Origin of the sequence: Idiomarina ramblicola, assembly GCF_003987255.1 — a bacterium.
Taxonomy (GTDB): domain Bacteria; phylum Pseudomonadota; class Gammaproteobacteria; order Enterobacterales; family Alteromonadaceae; genus Idiomarina; species Idiomarina ramblicola.
On the sequence record NZ_PIQC01000005.1, the window covers coordinates 88,540 to 103,918 of the forward strand.

Consider the following 15,379-nt stretch of genomic DNA (forward strand, 5'->3'; position numbering starts at 1 on the left):
AAATTCAAGAAAAAAGGGAGCGCCTGTGTCAGCACCGACCATCACCACCTTGGGTGAGTTTTTGCAAGCCGGCCAAGCAGAGTACAAAATTTTTGATATTGGCAGATGCCTTACTGAGCTGCCACGGGAAGAGTTTGCCGCAATTGAACAACAGCAACGCCCTTACCCCTACCCAATTGCACGTCAGGCTCAGCTAGCGATACTGTTCCAGCACAAACAGCATGACCAACAGCCGTTTCTATGGTTTCTGCAGTTTCCTCTGGACGAGCGCGGATTACTTAATCTGGCCGCGCGCAATCAGTATTTGGAGTACGTGGTCAGCGCTTTAGGGCATGAAATAACAGGAGAGATGACCGAGGAGCAGGAAAAACAGCTGCAACAAAACCCTTATTTACTCAACCCGAGTGAACAACAGCGCGCAGCTTTGCATGCCCTCGTGCAGCGCCAGCAAAAGCTGTCTCCCTCCATTCACTTTGAAACCGCAGAAGCTTACTTGAAACAACCTCAAAGTGGCATTGACTGGCAAAAAATCGGTTTACAGGGTTTACACGATTGCGCGGCAAGATTAGAGCAACTCCCGGAACTGAGTGAAGCTATTGCAAAACAGTTTGCACACTACCCTGCAGCTGTTAGGCAACCGCTTGCAATTGCGCTTGAGCAGCAAACTATTACTGCGCCAATAAGGGACTCACTGCTCAGACACCTCGCAGACGAAGATCCTAAACTTTGCACTGATAGCTTAAGAGCGCTGGCCTCAGTAACCCGCCACCCTCGTGTGAAAAAGTCGGTAAATGAGCTGGTACCAAAAGCTACAGCGGATCAGTTGGTTGTTATTGCTGCACGTCTATGGCCAATACTTAATGAAGAACAAAACCTGCTGCGTTATTTAGACGCCATAGCAGCTCTTGATAAGGTGCTTTTTGACGCGTTGTTTCAGGACATTATTGCACTACCAGACATTCGCCCACTGCTTTTGTCCATATTGGCACAACAAAAACAATCCGAAGAGGTTGGCAAGGCTCTCAATCGATTAAAACAACAAACTCAGGGCACCTAATGAATTTACTTGATGTCATTATTTTTCTGGTGTTAGCAACCGCAATATGGGTTTTCTGGCAGCATCGGCAACAATCAGAAAGCGCCCAAAAACATGCAGTGTTTTATTGCAAACAGCAAGGCTTACAATTTTTGGATATTCGCCGTGAGGACACTCGGTGGTCTTTTAAAGGAAGCCAGCCGGGCTGGCGAAGTACATTTAAAATGGGCTTTAGCAGTGACGGTGAAACCCGATACGAAGGAGAGTTAACACTTCATAACCAGCGTTTAGTGGGTGTTGAATTACCGCCGTTTCGAATTCCCGGTCAATAACTTAACCCAGGCATCTTTATACATAACCCAGTCACCCAGTAGACTGTACAAAGGATACTGAAAAGTGGCTGGTTTATTCTTTTCAAATATAAAATGACCAAGCCAGGCAAACCCGTAACCAATAACCGGCAACGCCAGCAACCACCAATAATTCGCACTGATCAGCGCGTAAATTAACACAGCTAATACCATGGTGCTGCCAATATAATGCAATACCCGACAACGCTTGTCTGAATGTTCTTGCAAGTAATAAGGATAAAATTCTTTAAAACTGGAGTAACTCATTCGCTTTACTCTTCTAGCCTAGGGTAAAAAAGTACTTCGCCAGGTAATTTCTCAACTTCTATCTGGGCCTGCAAGCGATAACCCCGTTTCTTAAAGAACGCCTGATAATCAGAGCGAGTAACATAAACGGCAATGCCTTGTGACTCAGGATCTTCTTCAAAAACAGTTTTAGCAGCCTCAACCAATAAATGCCCGACTCCCTGACATTGATACTGTGGCGCTACAGCAATAAAAGCCAGCATATGATAAGGCACATCGGGCATGGCTTCTTGAATTAAGCGTTCCTTTTCAAGCACCTGCCGGGTACTTAAAAAGCCAGCAGTCAACAACATACTAATGCGCCAATGCCAGAAACGACCAGGGCCAAAACTCTTACCAGGACGGGTGAGACAAGCAACACCTAACAGTGTGCCGCCGTCCCGAATCCCAATAATGGGTTGCCCGCTTTCCCAGAACGCATTCAAATCTTCCCGAATCGCTGCGCGCAGTCGCTTTTCGTAATCCGGTTTATCGGCACGAAAAATCTTTTGCAGTAATTCATCATCATAGTATGTCTGAAACAAAAGCGAAGCAGCTAATTTAAGATCTTCCGCAACGAGATAGACAAGTTTCCCCTGAATATGCTCGCTGCTGTTTTCACCTGCCTTATCAATTTCACTGTCTGTTTTTTCGGTTAAGCCTTGCATAACAACCACTGATTGGTTTTCTATCAGACCAAGTTAACCATTTTTAGGGATCCTGTCGAGAGCCATTTCTCCAGTTCCAGCCAGAGTATCGTCAACGAACACAATAGCAGTGCACTCATCACGGGTCGTCATACCATCAGCGTGTTTCCTGTGTGTGCGATAATACAAAACCTGATAGTTATGTTGCTCGGTTTTCCATGAGTCATTAAAGTCAGGTGTTCCTAATCGACTTAAGGCTTCGCTAACAGAAAGCGAGGGCGGTAATGCAGCAATAGAAGAGCGATTTCTTTGCTCTGACTGCTGCCCTTCATATTTTTCGTTATTTCCATCGTAACTCGACTCTTTAACAACAACACAGCCGGATAAAGTTAACGAGCTGAGTAACGCTGCGGCCAATAATGATTTTTTTAGCATGTTAAATGTTCTCCTGAGTATCCTATTTAATTAATGTGCTTCACTATTTCAGCAAAACATTTAAAGCAAACTTCGGGCCAAAACTAAGTCTTTGTTTTTAAAATAGTTTTATTTTACGAAGATTTCTAACCTACTAATTAATCGCTATTTTCACTAATTTGAGGCTCACATTGCTCAAGCCACTCGGTCAGAGAGTCAGCCAGAACTTCATGTTGCTCCTTGCCCACCCATTCCAATCCAACAACCCCACTCTGGTTATCTATACTCAGCAATAAGTCATCATTTTCTACGCCCAACCCGATAAACACCGTTTCGGGTTGCTTCAAGCGGCGCTTCATTAAAATGTGCCCAGTAATATTCGCGAGTAATCTCTCCCCGTCTTCTGCGCTTTGAACTTGCAGTAAATTAATTGGATGCCCCTGATAAGCAAGCGCTAAGTCCCCTGCATACCAACGTCCGAAGAGTGTTTTTATACTGTCATGAAAAATGAGTTCAAGAGCACTTTCCAGCTCGGCAAACTTTAAAGGTTCCGCTTGTCGACAAGGTGTCCACTCAACCGTATCCTCATCAAGAATTTCGCCATATATGGGGCTCGCCCACTCTTCTACATACTCTGTATGACGAACAGGAATCTTTTCTTCGTAACCTGCCATCAATGCATCTATCGATTCTTCTAACGTCTTCATCTGGTACTTGCACCTAATAGAATTTACAATCAGTCCATTGTACTTACGGAGCGACTTAAATGCCAAAGAAGGACGCATTAGATCATTTATCACTGGGGCAGAGCACAAATTACCCTAGTCAGTACGACCCTAAGCAATTGCGACCAGTGCCTCGTTCGCTGAACCGCGAACCCATAGGGCTTAAAGGCAAGCTGCCTTTTTCGGGCGTCGATTTATGGACCGGCTATGAAATCTCATGGCTAAATTTAAATGGGCTGCCTCAGGTTGCTGTCGGTTACTTTGAAGTGCCGGCAGAGAGTCCCAACCTTGTCGAGTCTAAGTCATTTAAACTTTACCTGAATAGTTTCAATGACTCTCGTTTTGACTCGTGGGAAAGCGTTCAGAAACTCATGGAAGACGATTTATCGTCCTGCGCAGGAGCTGCAGTTAAAGTCAGCCTGAAAACGCTATCCGAGCTAACTGGAGAATCTATTGCCTGCATGCCTGGCAGTTGCATTGATAGTCAGGATCTCACCATATCGCATTATGATTATCAGCCATCGTTGTTGGCAGCAGAAGACGGCGAAACCGAAGAGAAGTTGCACAGTCACCTGTTAAAGTCCAATTGCCTTATCACCAATCAACCCGATTGGGGATCGGTGTATATTCATTATATGGGACCTAAATTAGACCGCGCAGCGCTCTTAGCTTATCTGGTGTCATTTAGGCGGCATAATGAGTTTCACGAGCAATGCGTTGAGCGCATTTATCAGGATCTGAAAGCGCTGGGAATGAAGAAGTTAACGGTTTATGCCCGTTACACTCGTCGTGGCGGTCTCGACATAAACCCATTTCGTTCAGACTTCGAACCAGCGCTGCAAATGCAACGCATGGCCCGACAATAACGGATTAAGCGTTAGGGTGCGGAATTTGCAACCATTGCAGGAAACGAGCTTTTTGTTTAGCCGTAGGCTCGTCTAATGGTTCAATTTCCGCGTCAGTTGCAGGGGTTGGTTGCACCGTTAAGGTTTTCGTGTGCAACTGGTCGCGCCGGAAGAATGTCACTTCAATTGAGTCACCCGCTTTATATTCAGCAAAAGCTTCTTTAAAACGACCATCAACAACAGTCTGTCCGTCATAAGCAACAATGACATCGCCCGGCGTAAAGCCCGCTTCCCAGGCGGGACTGCCTTTGCTAACCCGAGTCAACTCCATGCCACCGCTGGCTTCATTAGCACTCCAGCCAGCCCAGGCTTTTTCAGTACTGTCTTCGTCCTCACCCTGCTCATACACCAGTGCTAATCCAACTTGTTCCAGTATGCTTTCAAACGGAATATCTGCCGCTGGGCTTTGCACATTTTCCTGCCACCAACCCTGCCAGGACTCACCGGTCAAATCTTTCAAAATAGTCAGCACATCGGCTGAAGTGAAGCCCTTCTCATCGGCGTCGAAGCGCTGATACAATTCATTATGCACGTCACGGTAACTTACTTCACCGTCGGTGGTTTTCAGTAATTCACTGTCCAGCATCCAGGACACCAGCGCCCCTTCTGAATAGATATTGACTGAATCGTTGTGAGCCCGGTCGCCATACTGATCTATCCATGCTTCAAACGACGCTTCAGCGACCGACATAACATCTCGGCCAGGCTTAGCTTTATGGCGGTCAATACTTTTTGCAACACGCTCAAAATACTCGGAAGGCTCCATGATACCGGCTTGCAACAACAGATGATTCTGAAAATAGCTGGTTGAACCTTCGGCTATCCAAAACAAGTCCGTATAGTTTTCTTTCTGGTAGTCATATGGAACCAAGCCATCAGGGCGATAAGCTTTTACGTTCCAGGTGTGTACAAATTCATGTGATGCTGTCGACATAAAGGACAAGTAATCATCACGACTGGCAAAACTGTATCGTGGCCGTTGAATGACGGTTGAATTTTTATGTTCCGTTGCGCCACCAGCACCGGTTGTTGCGTGAATCATAAAAACATAACGTTCAAACGGATAGTCACTCCATATAGAGTCCCCCGTGTCGACAAGTTTCTTTAGGTCAGCAACCGTCTGTTCTGCATCGTAATTACCCTCTCCCCAAAAAACCACTTCGTAATCCCGGTCACCTTGAGTAAATTCATAATGCTTGTTGATGCCTGTTTCTATCGGCGAGTCAACGAATACATCCCAATTTTCGGCAGAAAATTGATGCTCCCCCTCGCGCTTCATACCAGAATAACTTTTCCACTCATTCGGAACGTTCAAAGAGACTGAAATCGGCTCATTGCGCCAAGCATCGGCGTACATAAAGACGGCAGATGCGTCGAGATAAGCATGGCTATCATCAATATGACGGCTGCGCCGCCCCAGCTGGTTTGCGTAAATTTCATAATCGACCGTAACGTCACCGCTGTTTTCGGGCAAATAGACACGCCAGGTACTTTTATCCACTTTTTCCCAACGTAATACTTCACCATTACTTTTAACTTCAAAGTCACGCACACCATTTGCCAAATTTAAAATGCGATAATAGCCCGTTCTCCATGCAGGCATTTTCACATCCAGAAACTTAGCGTCACTAGCAGGGAAAGTAATAGACACCTCTCCTTTGTGATGCTCAGGCTGAGTCAGGTTAAGTTTGTAATCCGTATTTGCCAGGACAATTGAAGGTGCCAACATAACACCAACAGTGAGTAAGCTCTTGCGCACAGTTTTTCTCCGTTAATTTCGATTTTTTTGTTAGTCAACTTGTGCAAAGACTACCACAATCCACCAGTGGTAATTAAATGCAAATAGGTTAGACTTTATAACAGTAACTTACGTATTATGCGTATTGCATTCAGTATTGGGTAGGTGAGCATTGGCAATACCTGAAACACCACAAGAACAGATTCAGCACCTCAGCAAAAAGTTGCAGCAGAGCATTCAGTCACGCAAGCAGTTAGAAGATCATTACCTGCGTGATTCACAACGGTACTCGGAGTTTGTGAATGAACTTTGCTTAGCATTAAGCGGTGTCGATACTGAGTTAGACGGTTTGTTACATAAGTTGCGAGGGCACCTTCAGCAAAATGCCGCAGCAGCTGTACTCGAACCTATTATGCAAGGTTTAAGTGATGTTATTTCTCAGCATACCATTCGCTTACAGACTCAACTGAAACAAACCAATGAAAGCATTCGCCACGCTCTGACATCCATTAAGCCGCACGACAATGACAGCAGAAGCAAGCTAAAACGAATAGCTAATGAATTTGAGCAACCGACTATGACGGTTTCTCATTATATGCCATTGATTAACCAATTATTGGCGCTGGCCTATCAGCAGCCTTCAACTCAAACAGAAACCGAAGTAACCCAATATCAAGCCCAGCTACTCGATTTACTGAGCGAAGTTGAATTCTCGGGAAATGCTGCCGATACCCTTCAGCAAGTAAAAGTGGCACTGCAGAAGCCGCAAACCAGTACCACATTGTTGGCGATAACCTTAAAAGTGATGCGCCTGGTTTTTAGTAACATTAACGAAGAACGCCGATCAGCGCAGACGTTTCTGCAGCAGTTAAATGCGTCACTTGAATCTGTCCAGAATGTATTGGGTCAAACAATAAATCGGTCAGCTGACTTTGCTGATCAGCGACTTCACCTAAACCAGAAATTAAAAAACGGCGTATCAGAAATCAGTGCTTGTGTTACTGAAGCCTGTGAATTGCACGATTTAAAAGAATCGGTGGGCCTACAACTGCAAACCTTGAGCGAAACACTGAATCAGCACCTGAAACTGCATGAAGAGGAACGCCTGAGTTTTAGTAGCAACACACAAGCTATGGAACAGAGGCTCCGGGAAACAGAAGCGCAGGTTGCCCACTATAAACAAGAACTGGCGAAACAAAAATTTCGAAGCTTGCAGGATAACTTAACCAAGCTTCCCAATCGCTCGGCTTTTGAAGAACGCTTAAACCTTGAATTTCAACGTTGGATAAAAGGTGACACTGAGCTCACTATAGCAATCATAGATGTTGACCATTTTAAGAACGTTAACGACAACTTTGGTCATATAGCGGGAGATAAAACCCTTCAGGTTATTGCCGGAACTCTTAGCAAGGCCCTGAAAGATTCTGGCTTTGTTTGTCGCTATGGCGGCGAAGAATTTGCTATTATATTCTGTTCGAATGAGCAAGATGCTTATCAACACATAGAAAGCACCAGGGATAAAGTTGCAAATATCCCGTTTAAATTTAAAAGTGAAGACATCCGTATTACTATTTCTTCAGGAATCGCAAAATTTAAATACAACGAAGATACGCCAACGGCTGTTTTCGAAAGGGCCGATAAGGCACTTTATGATGCAAAAAATAGCGGGCGGAACCGGGTCATGACGGCAAAATAAAAGCAGAAACTCATGACCAACGCCGGCACAAGGATGACGCCGAGTCATCGTTATTACAGGAGTATTAAAAAATAATGAGAGCAAGCATTTCTCCAAGAGGCACGATGTCTCTTTTGTCGCAGCTGGAAATAGAACGTTTAAAACAATCCTCAAACAGCCAGCTTTATAAATTGTTTCGTAACTGCTGTCTTGCGGTATTAAACGCCGGAAGTAATACCGACAGTAGTGCTGAAATCTACGACAAATACAAAGACTTCGCCGTTAACATTATCCGCAAAGAGCGCGGTATTAAAATTGAACTGATTGAACCACCAGCAGAGGCCTTTGTTGATGGCGAACTGATTGTTGGTATCCGTGAGCTACTCGAGTCAGTCCTACGCGATATTCTTTTTACCGGAGAGCGTTACTCTGAAGAAGAACTGAAGGATGCCAGCAGTGCCACCCTCACCCATGTTGTTTTTGACATTTTACGAAACGCCCGCACAATTCAAGCGATGCAAGAGCCTGATATGGTCGTTTGCTGGGGTGGTCACTCAATCAATGAGGGTGAGTACAAATACACCAAAGAAGTGGGTTACCAGCTAGGTTTACGCGGTCTGAACATCTGCACCGGCTGTGGACCAGGAGCTATGAAAGGCCCAATGAAAGGTGCCACTATCGGACACGCTAAACAACGTATTAGTCGTGGCCGTTACTTAGGTCTTACAGAGCCAGGCATAATTGCTGCCGAGCCACCGAACCCTATCGTTAACGAGCTGGTTATTCTGCCTGATATTGAAAAACGTTTGGAAGCTTTCGTGCGCTGTGCGCATGGCATTGTCATTTTCCCGGGAGGTGCTGGTACCGCGGAGGAGCTGTTGTATCTTCTTGGCATTCTGATGCACCCTAAAAACCAACAGCAAAGCTTACCCGTCATTTTAACTGGTCCGGCAAGCGCTAAAGATTACTTTGACGCTCTAGATAACTTTATTGTAGATACCTTAGGTGATGAAGCCCGTGGATTCTACCGCATTATTATTGATGACCCTGCAGGTGTCGCCCGACACATGCATGCTGGAATGGCAGCTGTAAAACAGTACCGTAGAGATTCAGGTGACGCCTACTACTTTAACTGGACGCTGTTTATCGATGAAAATTTCCAACGTCCTTTTTACCCTACGCACGAGAATGTTGCTTCGCTTAATTTACACCCTGAGCAGCCCAAAGAAGAGCTCGCAGCCGATTTACGCAGAGCTTTTTCAGCCATCGTGGCGGGCAACGTGAAAGATGATGGTATCCGCCAGATTAGAGAAAAAGGTGTCTTCACTATTCACGGTGAAAAAGAATTGATGAAACGACTCGACGTCTTGTTAAGAGCATTCGTCGAACAAGGGCGTATGAAGTTGCCGGGTTCGGTGTATCATCCGTGTTATAAGGTTGTCACTGACTGAAGGATTTATGAAGAATAAGGTCTTTGTCATACTAGCCATTGGTACGATTAGTTATCTGGCTATTGTCGGGGCAGTTCTGATGTTGTATCAGGCTGACCCCGCCGATTTGCAGTGGCAGGAAAGAGAAACCTACAACGCCAGACAAATTGGCCAGTTGGATCTCGGTATGTCCAAAGACAGCGTCATTCGTATTTTGGGGTCTCCGGATATTAATGAAGCCAAAGCAGCGCCTAAAGGTGATATGCAAGTGTTGTTCTATCGTACTCATCATGTGACCTCTGACGGTATTACGACGAAGGACGAATGCACTCCTTTGGTTTTCCGGGACAACGAGCTCATTGCCTGGGGCAATGACTCTTACCGCGATTATCAGGACAATCAGAGGCGCGAATGAGAGAGCTGCCCGAATGTTGTGAAAAAGCAGCGAGTTTACTGAAACAACACGACGTTCGTCAGCTTTATCGTTTGGTTCAGTTTATTGATGAAGAGTACCAGCAAAACCGGTGGCCGGAATTGCTCCCGCTTTACGCCCAGCAAAACACCTCCGCCGATAATGAAGCCGTCAGTGAGCTACTCTCAGTTTGCATTAATGCTCTACACTGCGGTTACCATTGGTCGTTACATACACATTACCGTCGTATCCTGGCTGCAGCCTGCATCAGTGAGAAACTTAATTCTGATCCCAATTACTGGAAGCAACGCCAGTTAAGACAGCCACTATGGCTTACTGCATTAGAACCGCTGAGGTTTAACTCACCAGACATAGTGATTTTTCGGCACTGGGTCAACGCGCTAACTCAGGTTCAACTGGAGCGTAAGGAGCCCGCACAAGCCTTTTTTCCTTTATTAAATGGTCACTTCCGATACCGTTTTTGGATGCTGTTAAGCCAGCAAGATACCTTACCGATTAGACTGACAGGTCAGAAATTCTCTCACAAAAAGAATTCGCAGACCGCCGTGCTTTTGGGTTTTGAAGGAAAGCATCAAATTCTAGCTTTAATACACAAACTCGACAGCCCATTTTACGTGACACCCGAAGAAACTCATCACTGGGAACTAAATGACAAGCCTCTAACTAAGCAGCAGATGAGTGCTTTAGTACACCATAGGTTGCTAAAACATGAGCAAACCAGTGCAGCGCAACAAACACCTCGACAGTTATTAAAAGCTATTAATCGCTACGCCAATGCAAACGGTGCTTTAAATGCCGTTATCCAACACGTTAATCAGTTGCCTTTTTTAGCAAACAGCTTACATGCCGCAGTTCAGCAAAGTGAGCGCATTGGCTACAGTGAAGCGTCCCGTATGGATTTAAAACAAGCGTACTTATGGCTGGGATCAAAGCGATCCTCGGTCATACTCGCAACCGCTTTTCTCCAACACCAGTTTTCGTTGAATACAATTCCATTGCATAAAACCTTAATGCAGAAACTGGGCTTACTCACAACGATACTGCAACATCTATCGGAGCTTACTGGTATTAACCTACCAACACCTGCTCCGTTACTCGCTTTGCTTTCAGGCTCCGATCTTTTTCGCCATCCCGAGCTATTAAAGTCAGCCAAGTGGCCACGTCCGAAACAAGTAGAACATTGTTACAGTACCTGTTGGGTAGGTTCAGCTTTGGATATCAGTGATTTTCGTCGCAGTCGGCAGTTGGTTAAGCGCTGGCAGCTTCCACCTGCTACTGAAAACTTACTCGATCCAGATAAAACCGAACACAATTCATTAAGCGCACTTTTTTTTCTGGCCCATTATTTGACCTTAAGCACTTACTATCCCGAAGTATCATTAAGCAGTTCGGTTAAATCGCTGCTAAAATCGTCTTGTCAGCAACTGAAAATTGATGGTGAACAACTGACGCAAATCAAAACAAAAACTGCTTTTGACAGTCACTGTTACTCGCCATTATAACCCATATTCACCAGGTGAATAGTGCTTATCTAGTCAGTATCAGCGCAGCAATGGTAGAATCACTATTCCTGTTTTTTGTTGTAACACGGTTAAAGGAATCAATTCATGAGCAGAACTATCACAGTCATTCCAGGTGACGGCATCGGCCCGGATATCGTTAAGTCCGCAACCGCTATTCTAGATAAAGCGGGTTGTGACTTTCAGTATGAATACGTTGAGGCCGGTCTAACTGCTTTAGAGAAAACCGGAGAGTTATTACCTCAGGACACTCTTGATGCGATTGAACGTAACGGTGTTACCTTAAAAGGACCATTAACAACACCGGTTGGTGAAGGCTTTACTTCTATTAACGTGAGTCTACGCAAGCACTTTTCTCTTTACGCAAACGTTCGCCCTGTGTTGTCTTTTAAAGGCACACAAGCTCGTTACGACGATATTGATATCATCACCATTCGTGAAAATACCGAAGGTATGTACTCAGGTATAGGGCAAAAAGTGTCTGAAGACGGTAATGAAGCCGAAGCAGTAAGTAAAATTACTCGTGAAGGCGCAGAGCGCATTGTTCGTTTCGCTTACGAAACTGCACGCCGTGAGGGTCGTAAAAAAGTTACTGCGGTTCATAAAGCCAACATTCTGAAATCAACATCCGGTTTATTCTTGAAAGTCGCACGTGAAATTGCTGAAGAATACCCGGATATTGAGTCAACTGAGATGATTGTCGATGCAGCCTGCATGCGTCTGGTTATGAACCCGGAAGAATTTGATGTCATTGTCACCACAAACCTGTTTGGCGATATTTTGTCAGACCTTTGTGCTGGCTTAGTTGGCGGTTTAGGCATGGCTCCAGGCGCCAATATTGGTAAAGACTGTGCAATTTTTGAAGCCGTACACGGCTCAGCTCCCGACATTGCCGGTAAAAACTTGGCAAACCCAAGCTCAGTAATTTTGGCTTCCATTCAAATGCTTGAATATCTGGGTATGCAGGAACAAGCTAACAACATCACTAAAGCTCTGGCCGATGTTATTTCCAGCGGCGACCGAACAACTCGTGATTTAGGTGGTTCGCACGGAACAACTGACTTTACTCAGGCCGTTATTGAACGACTTTAAAAAACAGTTTTTCAGGCATAGCCGTTGTTTAATCGCGGCTATGCTCTAAAAACTAGCTGCGCGGCAACCAACGCAAATGTACGGTGATTTCTTCCCTATCGTGGTAAAGATGCTTGGCCTGAATTTCAAATGGCTTAGTGCCTTCCGTTTGTAGCTTATCGGTAATCTGACCCAAATACTCTTTCACTGCTGCGTAACGTTGACGCATCGGCAGTTTTAAATTAAATATCGCTTCTTCACAATCGCCATCAAGTAACCAATTGGTCATCAGCTCACCGACACGCGCGGGCTTTTCGACCATGTCACAAACTAACCAGTTGATATTTTTGCGTTTAGGACGAAATTTAAAGCCATCTTCTTTAAAATGCTTAACCTGACCGGTGTCCATTAATGAATCAGCCATCGGCCCGTTATCGACCGCCTGTACCATCATGCCTCGGCGCACTAACTGATAAGTCCAGCCGCCTGGTGCCGCACCTAAATCCACGGCTTTCATACCCGAATGTACACGTTTTTCCTGTTCATTTTCAGGTACAAACACCTGAAAGGCCTCGTCCAGCTTTAGAGTTGAACGGCTCGGTGCATCTTTTGGCATGCGCAAACGCACAATGCCACCATCGTGCGGCGTCTGATTATAGCTATACGAATACCCCACTAATGCATGCGCTGAATTAACAAAAAACACATGTAATATGGGTCGTTTTGCTAACGGTTTATTGCTTAAAAGCTCCTCTTTACGCAGAGCCTGACGCAATGGCACACTGAACTTACGACAAAATTTTGATAATTGATTCGCATCGTTCGTATCTGGAGTTTCAACTCGTAGCTCTCCCGCCAAACCAAAGGTTTCTTCGTGAGGTTTCAATACCTTAATGACCTCACTGGCACGATCTTCAATACCTGCCAATTTTACAGGCCCCAATAGAGCAAACATTTCACGAGCAAAAACCAAGTCCTTCAGCGCCAGTTTCCGGGCAATATGCTCTGCTTCTTCGTGCTGGCAGTTGTATGTAACATACGCTTGATCAGGCTGCGTCTGACAGTAACCGTAAATACCCAGGTTAGCTGTTTTATCCTGAATTTCTGCAGCGCAGTCGCCTTCAAACCCTGCACGACACAGCAATATGATGCCACTACCTTTGCCGCTAACAATGTCTTTCATTAACTACCCGCTCCTGACTTCACTGCACCAACCAGCAAACTGAGCCAGCCGACGATAAATAACAACCCACCAATGGGCGTTATGGGCCCAAACCATTTAATACCAGTCAGCGCTAATGCGTACAAACTGCCTGAAAATAAAATCACGCCCGCCAGCCACAAATAGCCGCTGGCAACAAACCAAACCGAATAGGACTGCTTTAACCAAAACGCTAAAGCAAATAGCGCCAAGGCATGATAGAACTGATAAGTAACACCCGTTTCAAACGCACTCAGCAGATCGTCGCTTAACTTCGATTTAAGTCCATGCGCAGCAAAAGCGCCCAGCATAACGCCTGTACCGCCTAAAATCGCTGACACGATCAAAAATAACTGACTCATTGAATAAATTCCTTAATAGCGTCTACCGCCTCTTGCCATAATTTGGGCGTGTTATCCGCCTTTGCTTTAGTGGCCGCAAAGCCGTGATCAGCTCCCTCAAGCCATTGCAGTTGCCAGTTCTCAGGTAACTCCACGCTCTCACCAAGTTCCATTTTCTTTCTTATGGGTTTGCTGAAAGGGTCTCTTGTTCCTTGCAGAATCAGTCCAGGTGCCTGCGTCAACTCCAACTCTTCAAAACGTGATTTCTCTGGTTTTTGAGGCGGATGAAAGGGAAATCCCAGAGCAATAACGGCTTTAACCTGATATTTATCCGCTAACCTTAACATCACCCGGCTTCCTAACGACTTACCCATCAAGACAACCGATTTCTTATCTTGCTGCAATTCACTCAGTAGCTCATCAACCGCATCGACTAACATCGGCATTTTATTCGGAGGTCGGGGCTTACCTGTTTCACGAACCTTTTCCCAATAAGGAAAGTCTGGACGCACAACTTCAGCATCAAGCGCAATGCCCTGTTCAGCAAAGAAGTTCATAAAAGCTGTGTCGGGACCGCCGCCTGAGCCATGCAAAAAAACGATGCGGAACGCCCCTTCCGGGTTCTGTTGTTGATAACGCATTATTGGTTAAACTCTTGCTCTTCTTTTTGCACCAAGTTTAGCAGCCACTGACGGAAGGTCGCGATTTTACCTATCTCCGCCTGATTGTCACGACAAACCAGATAAAACGCTTTATTCCGCTGCAGTGCCTGAGGGAAAATACGAACCAGGTGGCCACTGTCAATTTCGGACTTCACCAGCACGTTATTGGCTAATGCAATGCCCTGCCCGTGAACTGCCGCCTGCAAAGCCAGACTGGAATGGCTAAATACCGGCCCATTATCACCTTTATACTGGGGCAATCCTACCAACTGAAACCAATCCTTCCAGGCATTTCGGGTTTCATCATGCAGTAGCGTCTGTTTGAATAAATCTATGGGCTCTTTGATGTTGGCTTTGTCTAATAGCAAGGGAGAACAGACTGGCCATAAGTATTCTTCATGCAGTTGGTAAGCTTTTACCCCAGGCCAGCGGCCATCCCCATAGTAAATAGCAACGTCCACGTCGTCGGTTAACGAACCACTAATTTCATCTACGGCTTTAATGCGAATATCCATATCGGGATGCGCTTCGCGGAAACTACTCAGCCGGGGAACAAACCATAAAATAGCGAAGCTGGGAGGAACCGACACGGTCAAAGCGCCACGCTCCGACACTAATCGAAGTTTATCGGTGGCCTGTGCCAACTGCTCAAAAATATCTCGTAACTCTAAGTAATACTCCTGACCTTCTTCGGTCAACAGCAAAGAACGGTTACGTCGAATAAAAAGTTTGAGCTCGAGAAACTCTTCTAACGCTTTTACCTGATGACTGACCGCAGCCTGAGTGACAAATAGCTCTTCGGCGGCTTTGGTAAAACTGAGATGACGCGCTGCCACTTCAAATGATTTAAGTGCGTTTAAGGGAGGTAATTTCCGCATGCCATTAACTAAAAAGCGTCTCGGTTTAGTAGATAAACACTACTATAACAGAGACGCCCTTCGTTCGG

The 15,379-nt window shown here is 45.5% G+C and carries 17 protein-coding genes; 8 read left to right on the forward strand and 9 right to left on the reverse strand.

Annotation, left to right across the window (positions count from 1 at the left end; all coding sequences use genetic code 11):
• Nucleotides 1-25 precede the first annotated feature (25 nt).
• Nucleotides 26-1,057 carry a DUF3549 family protein gene (locus CWI78_RS07785; protein ID WP_126781885.1) on the forward strand — a complete coding sequence of 344 codons (1,032 nt, stop codon included), beginning with the start codon at nt 26-28 and terminating at the stop codon, nt 1,055-1,057.
• The gene (locus CWI78_RS07790) at nt 1,057-1,368 is read left to right on the forward strand and encodes a DUF3301 domain-containing protein (RefSeq protein ID WP_126781887.1); all 312 of its coding nucleotides are present in this window, start codon (nt 1,057-1,059) and stop codon (nt 1,366-1,368) included. The genes CWI78_RS07785 and CWI78_RS07790 overlap by 1 nt, the downstream gene beginning before the upstream one ends.
• On the opposite strand, the gene CWI78_RS07795 is transcribed toward CWI78_RS07790, so the two are convergent.
• The 4 genes from CWI78_RS07795 to syd all read right to left on the reverse strand — a co-directional run bounded on the left by CWI78_RS07795 (nt 1,339) and on the right by syd (nt 3,439).
• Nucleotides 1,339-1,653 (reverse strand): Mpo1-like protein, encoded by a 315-nt coding sequence (locus CWI78_RS07795; RefSeq protein WP_126781889.1) that lies wholly within the window; start codon nt 1,651-1,653, stop codon nt 1,339-1,341. The two genes, CWI78_RS07790 and CWI78_RS07795, sit on opposite strands and share 30 nt — an antisense overlap.
• Nucleotides 1,654-1,658: 5 nt before the next feature.
• Nucleotides 1,659-2,339: a GNAT family N-acetyltransferase gene (locus tag CWI78_RS07800; RefSeq protein ID WP_126781891.1), complete on the reverse strand. Its 681-nt coding sequence runs from the start codon at nt 2,337-2,339 to the stop codon at nt 1,659-1,661.
• Between the two features lie 33 nt (nt 2,340-2,372).
• Nucleotides 2,373-2,753 (reverse strand): DUF3192 domain-containing protein, encoded by a 381-nt coding sequence (locus tag CWI78_RS07805; protein WP_126781893.1) that lies wholly within the window; start codon nt 2,751-2,753, stop codon nt 2,373-2,375.
• Between the two features lie 137 nt (nt 2,754-2,890).
• Nucleotides 2,891-3,439: a SecY-interacting protein gene (gene syd / locus CWI78_RS07810; RefSeq protein ID WP_126781894.1), complete on the reverse strand. Its 549-nt coding sequence runs from the start codon at nt 3,437-3,439 to the stop codon at nt 2,891-2,893.
• A gap of 59 nt (nt 3,440-3,498) precedes the next feature.
• Here syd and queF point away from each other — a divergent pair, with 59 nt between their 5' ends.
• Nucleotides 3,499-4,323 carry an NADPH-dependent 7-cyano-7-deazaguanine reductase QueF gene (gene queF / locus CWI78_RS07815; protein WP_126781896.1) on the forward strand — a complete coding sequence of 275 codons (825 nt, stop codon included), beginning with the start codon at nt 3,499-3,501 and terminating at the stop codon, nt 4,321-4,323.
• 4 nt (nt 4,324-4,327) lie between these two features.
• On the opposite strand, the gene CWI78_RS07820 is transcribed toward queF, so the two are convergent.
• Nucleotides 4,328-6,121 carry a M61 family metallopeptidase gene (locus CWI78_RS07820; RefSeq protein ID WP_126781898.1) on the reverse strand — a complete coding sequence of 598 codons (1,794 nt, stop codon included), beginning with the start codon at nt 6,119-6,121 and terminating at the stop codon, nt 4,328-4,330.
• 151 nt (nt 6,122-6,272) lie between these two features.
• On the opposite strand from CWI78_RS07820, the gene CWI78_RS07825 reads away from it, so the two are divergent.
• The 5 genes from CWI78_RS07825 (at nt 6,273) to CWI78_RS07845 (ending at nt 12,250) form a co-directional block, all read left to right on the forward strand.
• Entirely contained in the window at nt 6,273-7,796 is a 1,524-nt protein-coding gene (locus tag CWI78_RS07825; protein ID WP_126781900.1) for a GGDEF domain-containing protein, read from the forward strand.
• Between the two features lie 74 nt (nt 7,797-7,870).
• Nucleotides 7,871-9,226 (forward strand): nucleotide 5'-monophosphate nucleosidase PpnN, encoded by a 1,356-nt coding sequence (gene ppnN / locus CWI78_RS07830; RefSeq protein ID WP_126781902.1) that lies wholly within the window; start codon nt 7,871-7,873, stop codon nt 9,224-9,226.
• 7 nt (nt 9,227-9,233) lie between these two features.
• Entirely contained in the window at nt 9,234-9,620 is a 387-nt protein-coding gene (locus CWI78_RS07835; RefSeq protein WP_126781904.1) for a DUF3192 domain-containing protein, read from the forward strand.
• Nucleotides 9,617-11,140: a hypothetical protein gene (locus CWI78_RS07840; RefSeq protein ID WP_126781906.1), complete on the forward strand. Its 1,524-nt coding sequence runs from the start codon at nt 9,617-9,619 to the stop codon at nt 11,138-11,140. The genes CWI78_RS07835 and CWI78_RS07840 overlap by 4 nt, the downstream gene beginning before the upstream one ends.
• Before the next feature lie 105 nt (nt 11,141-11,245).
• On the forward strand, nt 11,246-12,250 hold the full coding sequence (locus CWI78_RS07845) for an isocitrate dehydrogenase (RefSeq protein WP_126781908.1): 1,005 nt from the start codon (nt 11,246-11,248) through the stop codon (nt 12,248-12,250).
• A gap of 52 nt (nt 12,251-12,302) precedes the next feature.
• Here CWI78_RS07845 and rlmM read toward each other — a convergent pair whose 3' ends face one another.
• The 4 genes from rlmM to CWI78_RS07865 are packed head-to-tail and all read right to left on the reverse strand — an operon-like array spanning nt 12,303 to nt 15,311.
• Complete coding sequence (gene rlmM, locus CWI78_RS07850) at nt 12,303-13,412, reverse strand: 23S rRNA (cytidine(2498)-2'-O)-methyltransferase RlmM (protein WP_126781910.1); 1,110 nt, start codon at nt 13,410-13,412, stop codon at nt 12,303-12,305.
• A complete protein-coding gene (locus tag CWI78_RS07855) occupies nt 13,412-13,792 on the reverse strand; it encodes a DUF423 domain-containing protein (RefSeq protein WP_126781912.1) in 381 nt (126 codons plus the stop codon). Before CWI78_RS07855 ends, rlmM begins: the two co-directional genes overlap by 1 nt.
• Nucleotides 13,789-14,412 (reverse strand): alpha/beta fold hydrolase, encoded by a 624-nt coding sequence (locus CWI78_RS07860; protein WP_126781914.1) that lies wholly within the window; start codon nt 14,410-14,412, stop codon nt 13,789-13,791. Before CWI78_RS07860 ends, CWI78_RS07855 begins: the two co-directional genes overlap by 4 nt.
• Nucleotides 14,412-15,311, reverse strand: coding sequence for a transcriptional regulator GcvA (locus CWI78_RS07865; protein ID WP_126781916.1), 900 nt, complete (start codon nt 15,309-15,311; stop codon nt 14,412-14,414). Before CWI78_RS07865 ends, CWI78_RS07860 begins: the two co-directional genes overlap by 1 nt.
• Between the last annotated feature and the right edge of the window lie 68 nt (nt 15,312-15,379).

Coding starts and splice junctions, on each gene's coding strand:
- CWI78_RS07790 (WP_126781887.1), top strand. CDS start 1,057: ATGAATTTACTTGATGTCATTATTTTTCTGGTGTTAGCAACCGCAATA.
- CWI78_RS07795 (WP_126781889.1), bottom strand. CDS start 1,653: ATGAGTTACTCCAGTTTTAAAGAATTTTATCCTTATTACTTGCAAGAA.
- CWI78_RS07800 (WP_126781891.1), bottom strand. CDS start 2,339: ATGCAAGGCTTAACCGAAAAAACAGACAGTGAAATTGATAAGGCAGGT.
- CWI78_RS07805 (WP_126781893.1), bottom strand. CDS start 2,753: ATGCTAAAAAAATCATTATTGGCCGCAGCGTTACTCAGCTCGTTAACT.
- syd (WP_126781894.1), bottom strand. CDS start 3,439: ATGAAGACGTTAGAAGAATCGATAGATGCATTGATGGCAGGTTACGAA.
- queF (WP_126781896.1), top strand. CDS start 3,499: ATGCCAAAGAAGGACGCATTAGATCATTTATCACTGGGGCAGAGCACA.
- ppnN (WP_126781902.1), top strand. CDS start 7,871: ATGAGAGCAAGCATTTCTCCAAGAGGCACGATGTCTCTTTTGTCGCAG.
- CWI78_RS07835 (WP_126781904.1), top strand. CDS start 9,234: ATGAAGAATAAGGTCTTTGTCATACTAGCCATTGGTACGATTAGTTAT.
- CWI78_RS07840 (WP_126781906.1), top strand. CDS start 9,617: ATGAGAGAGCTGCCCGAATGTTGTGAAAAAGCAGCGAGTTTACTGAAA.
- CWI78_RS07845 (WP_126781908.1), top strand. CDS start 11,246: ATGAGCAGAACTATCACAGTCATTCCAGGTGACGGCATCGGCCCGGAT.
- rlmM (WP_126781910.1), bottom strand. CDS start 13,412: ATGAAAGACATTGTTAGCGGCAAAGGTAGTGGCATCATATTGCTGTGT.
- CWI78_RS07855 (WP_126781912.1), bottom strand. CDS start 13,792: ATGAGTCAGTTATTTTTGATCGTGTCAGCGATTTTAGGCGGTACAGGC.
- CWI78_RS07860 (WP_126781914.1), bottom strand. CDS start 14,412: ATGCGTTATCAACAACAGAACCCGGAAGGGGCGTTCCGCATCGTTTTT.
- CWI78_RS07865 (WP_126781916.1), bottom strand. CDS start 15,311: ATGCGGAAATTACCTCCCTTAAACGCACTTAAATCATTTGAAGTGGCA.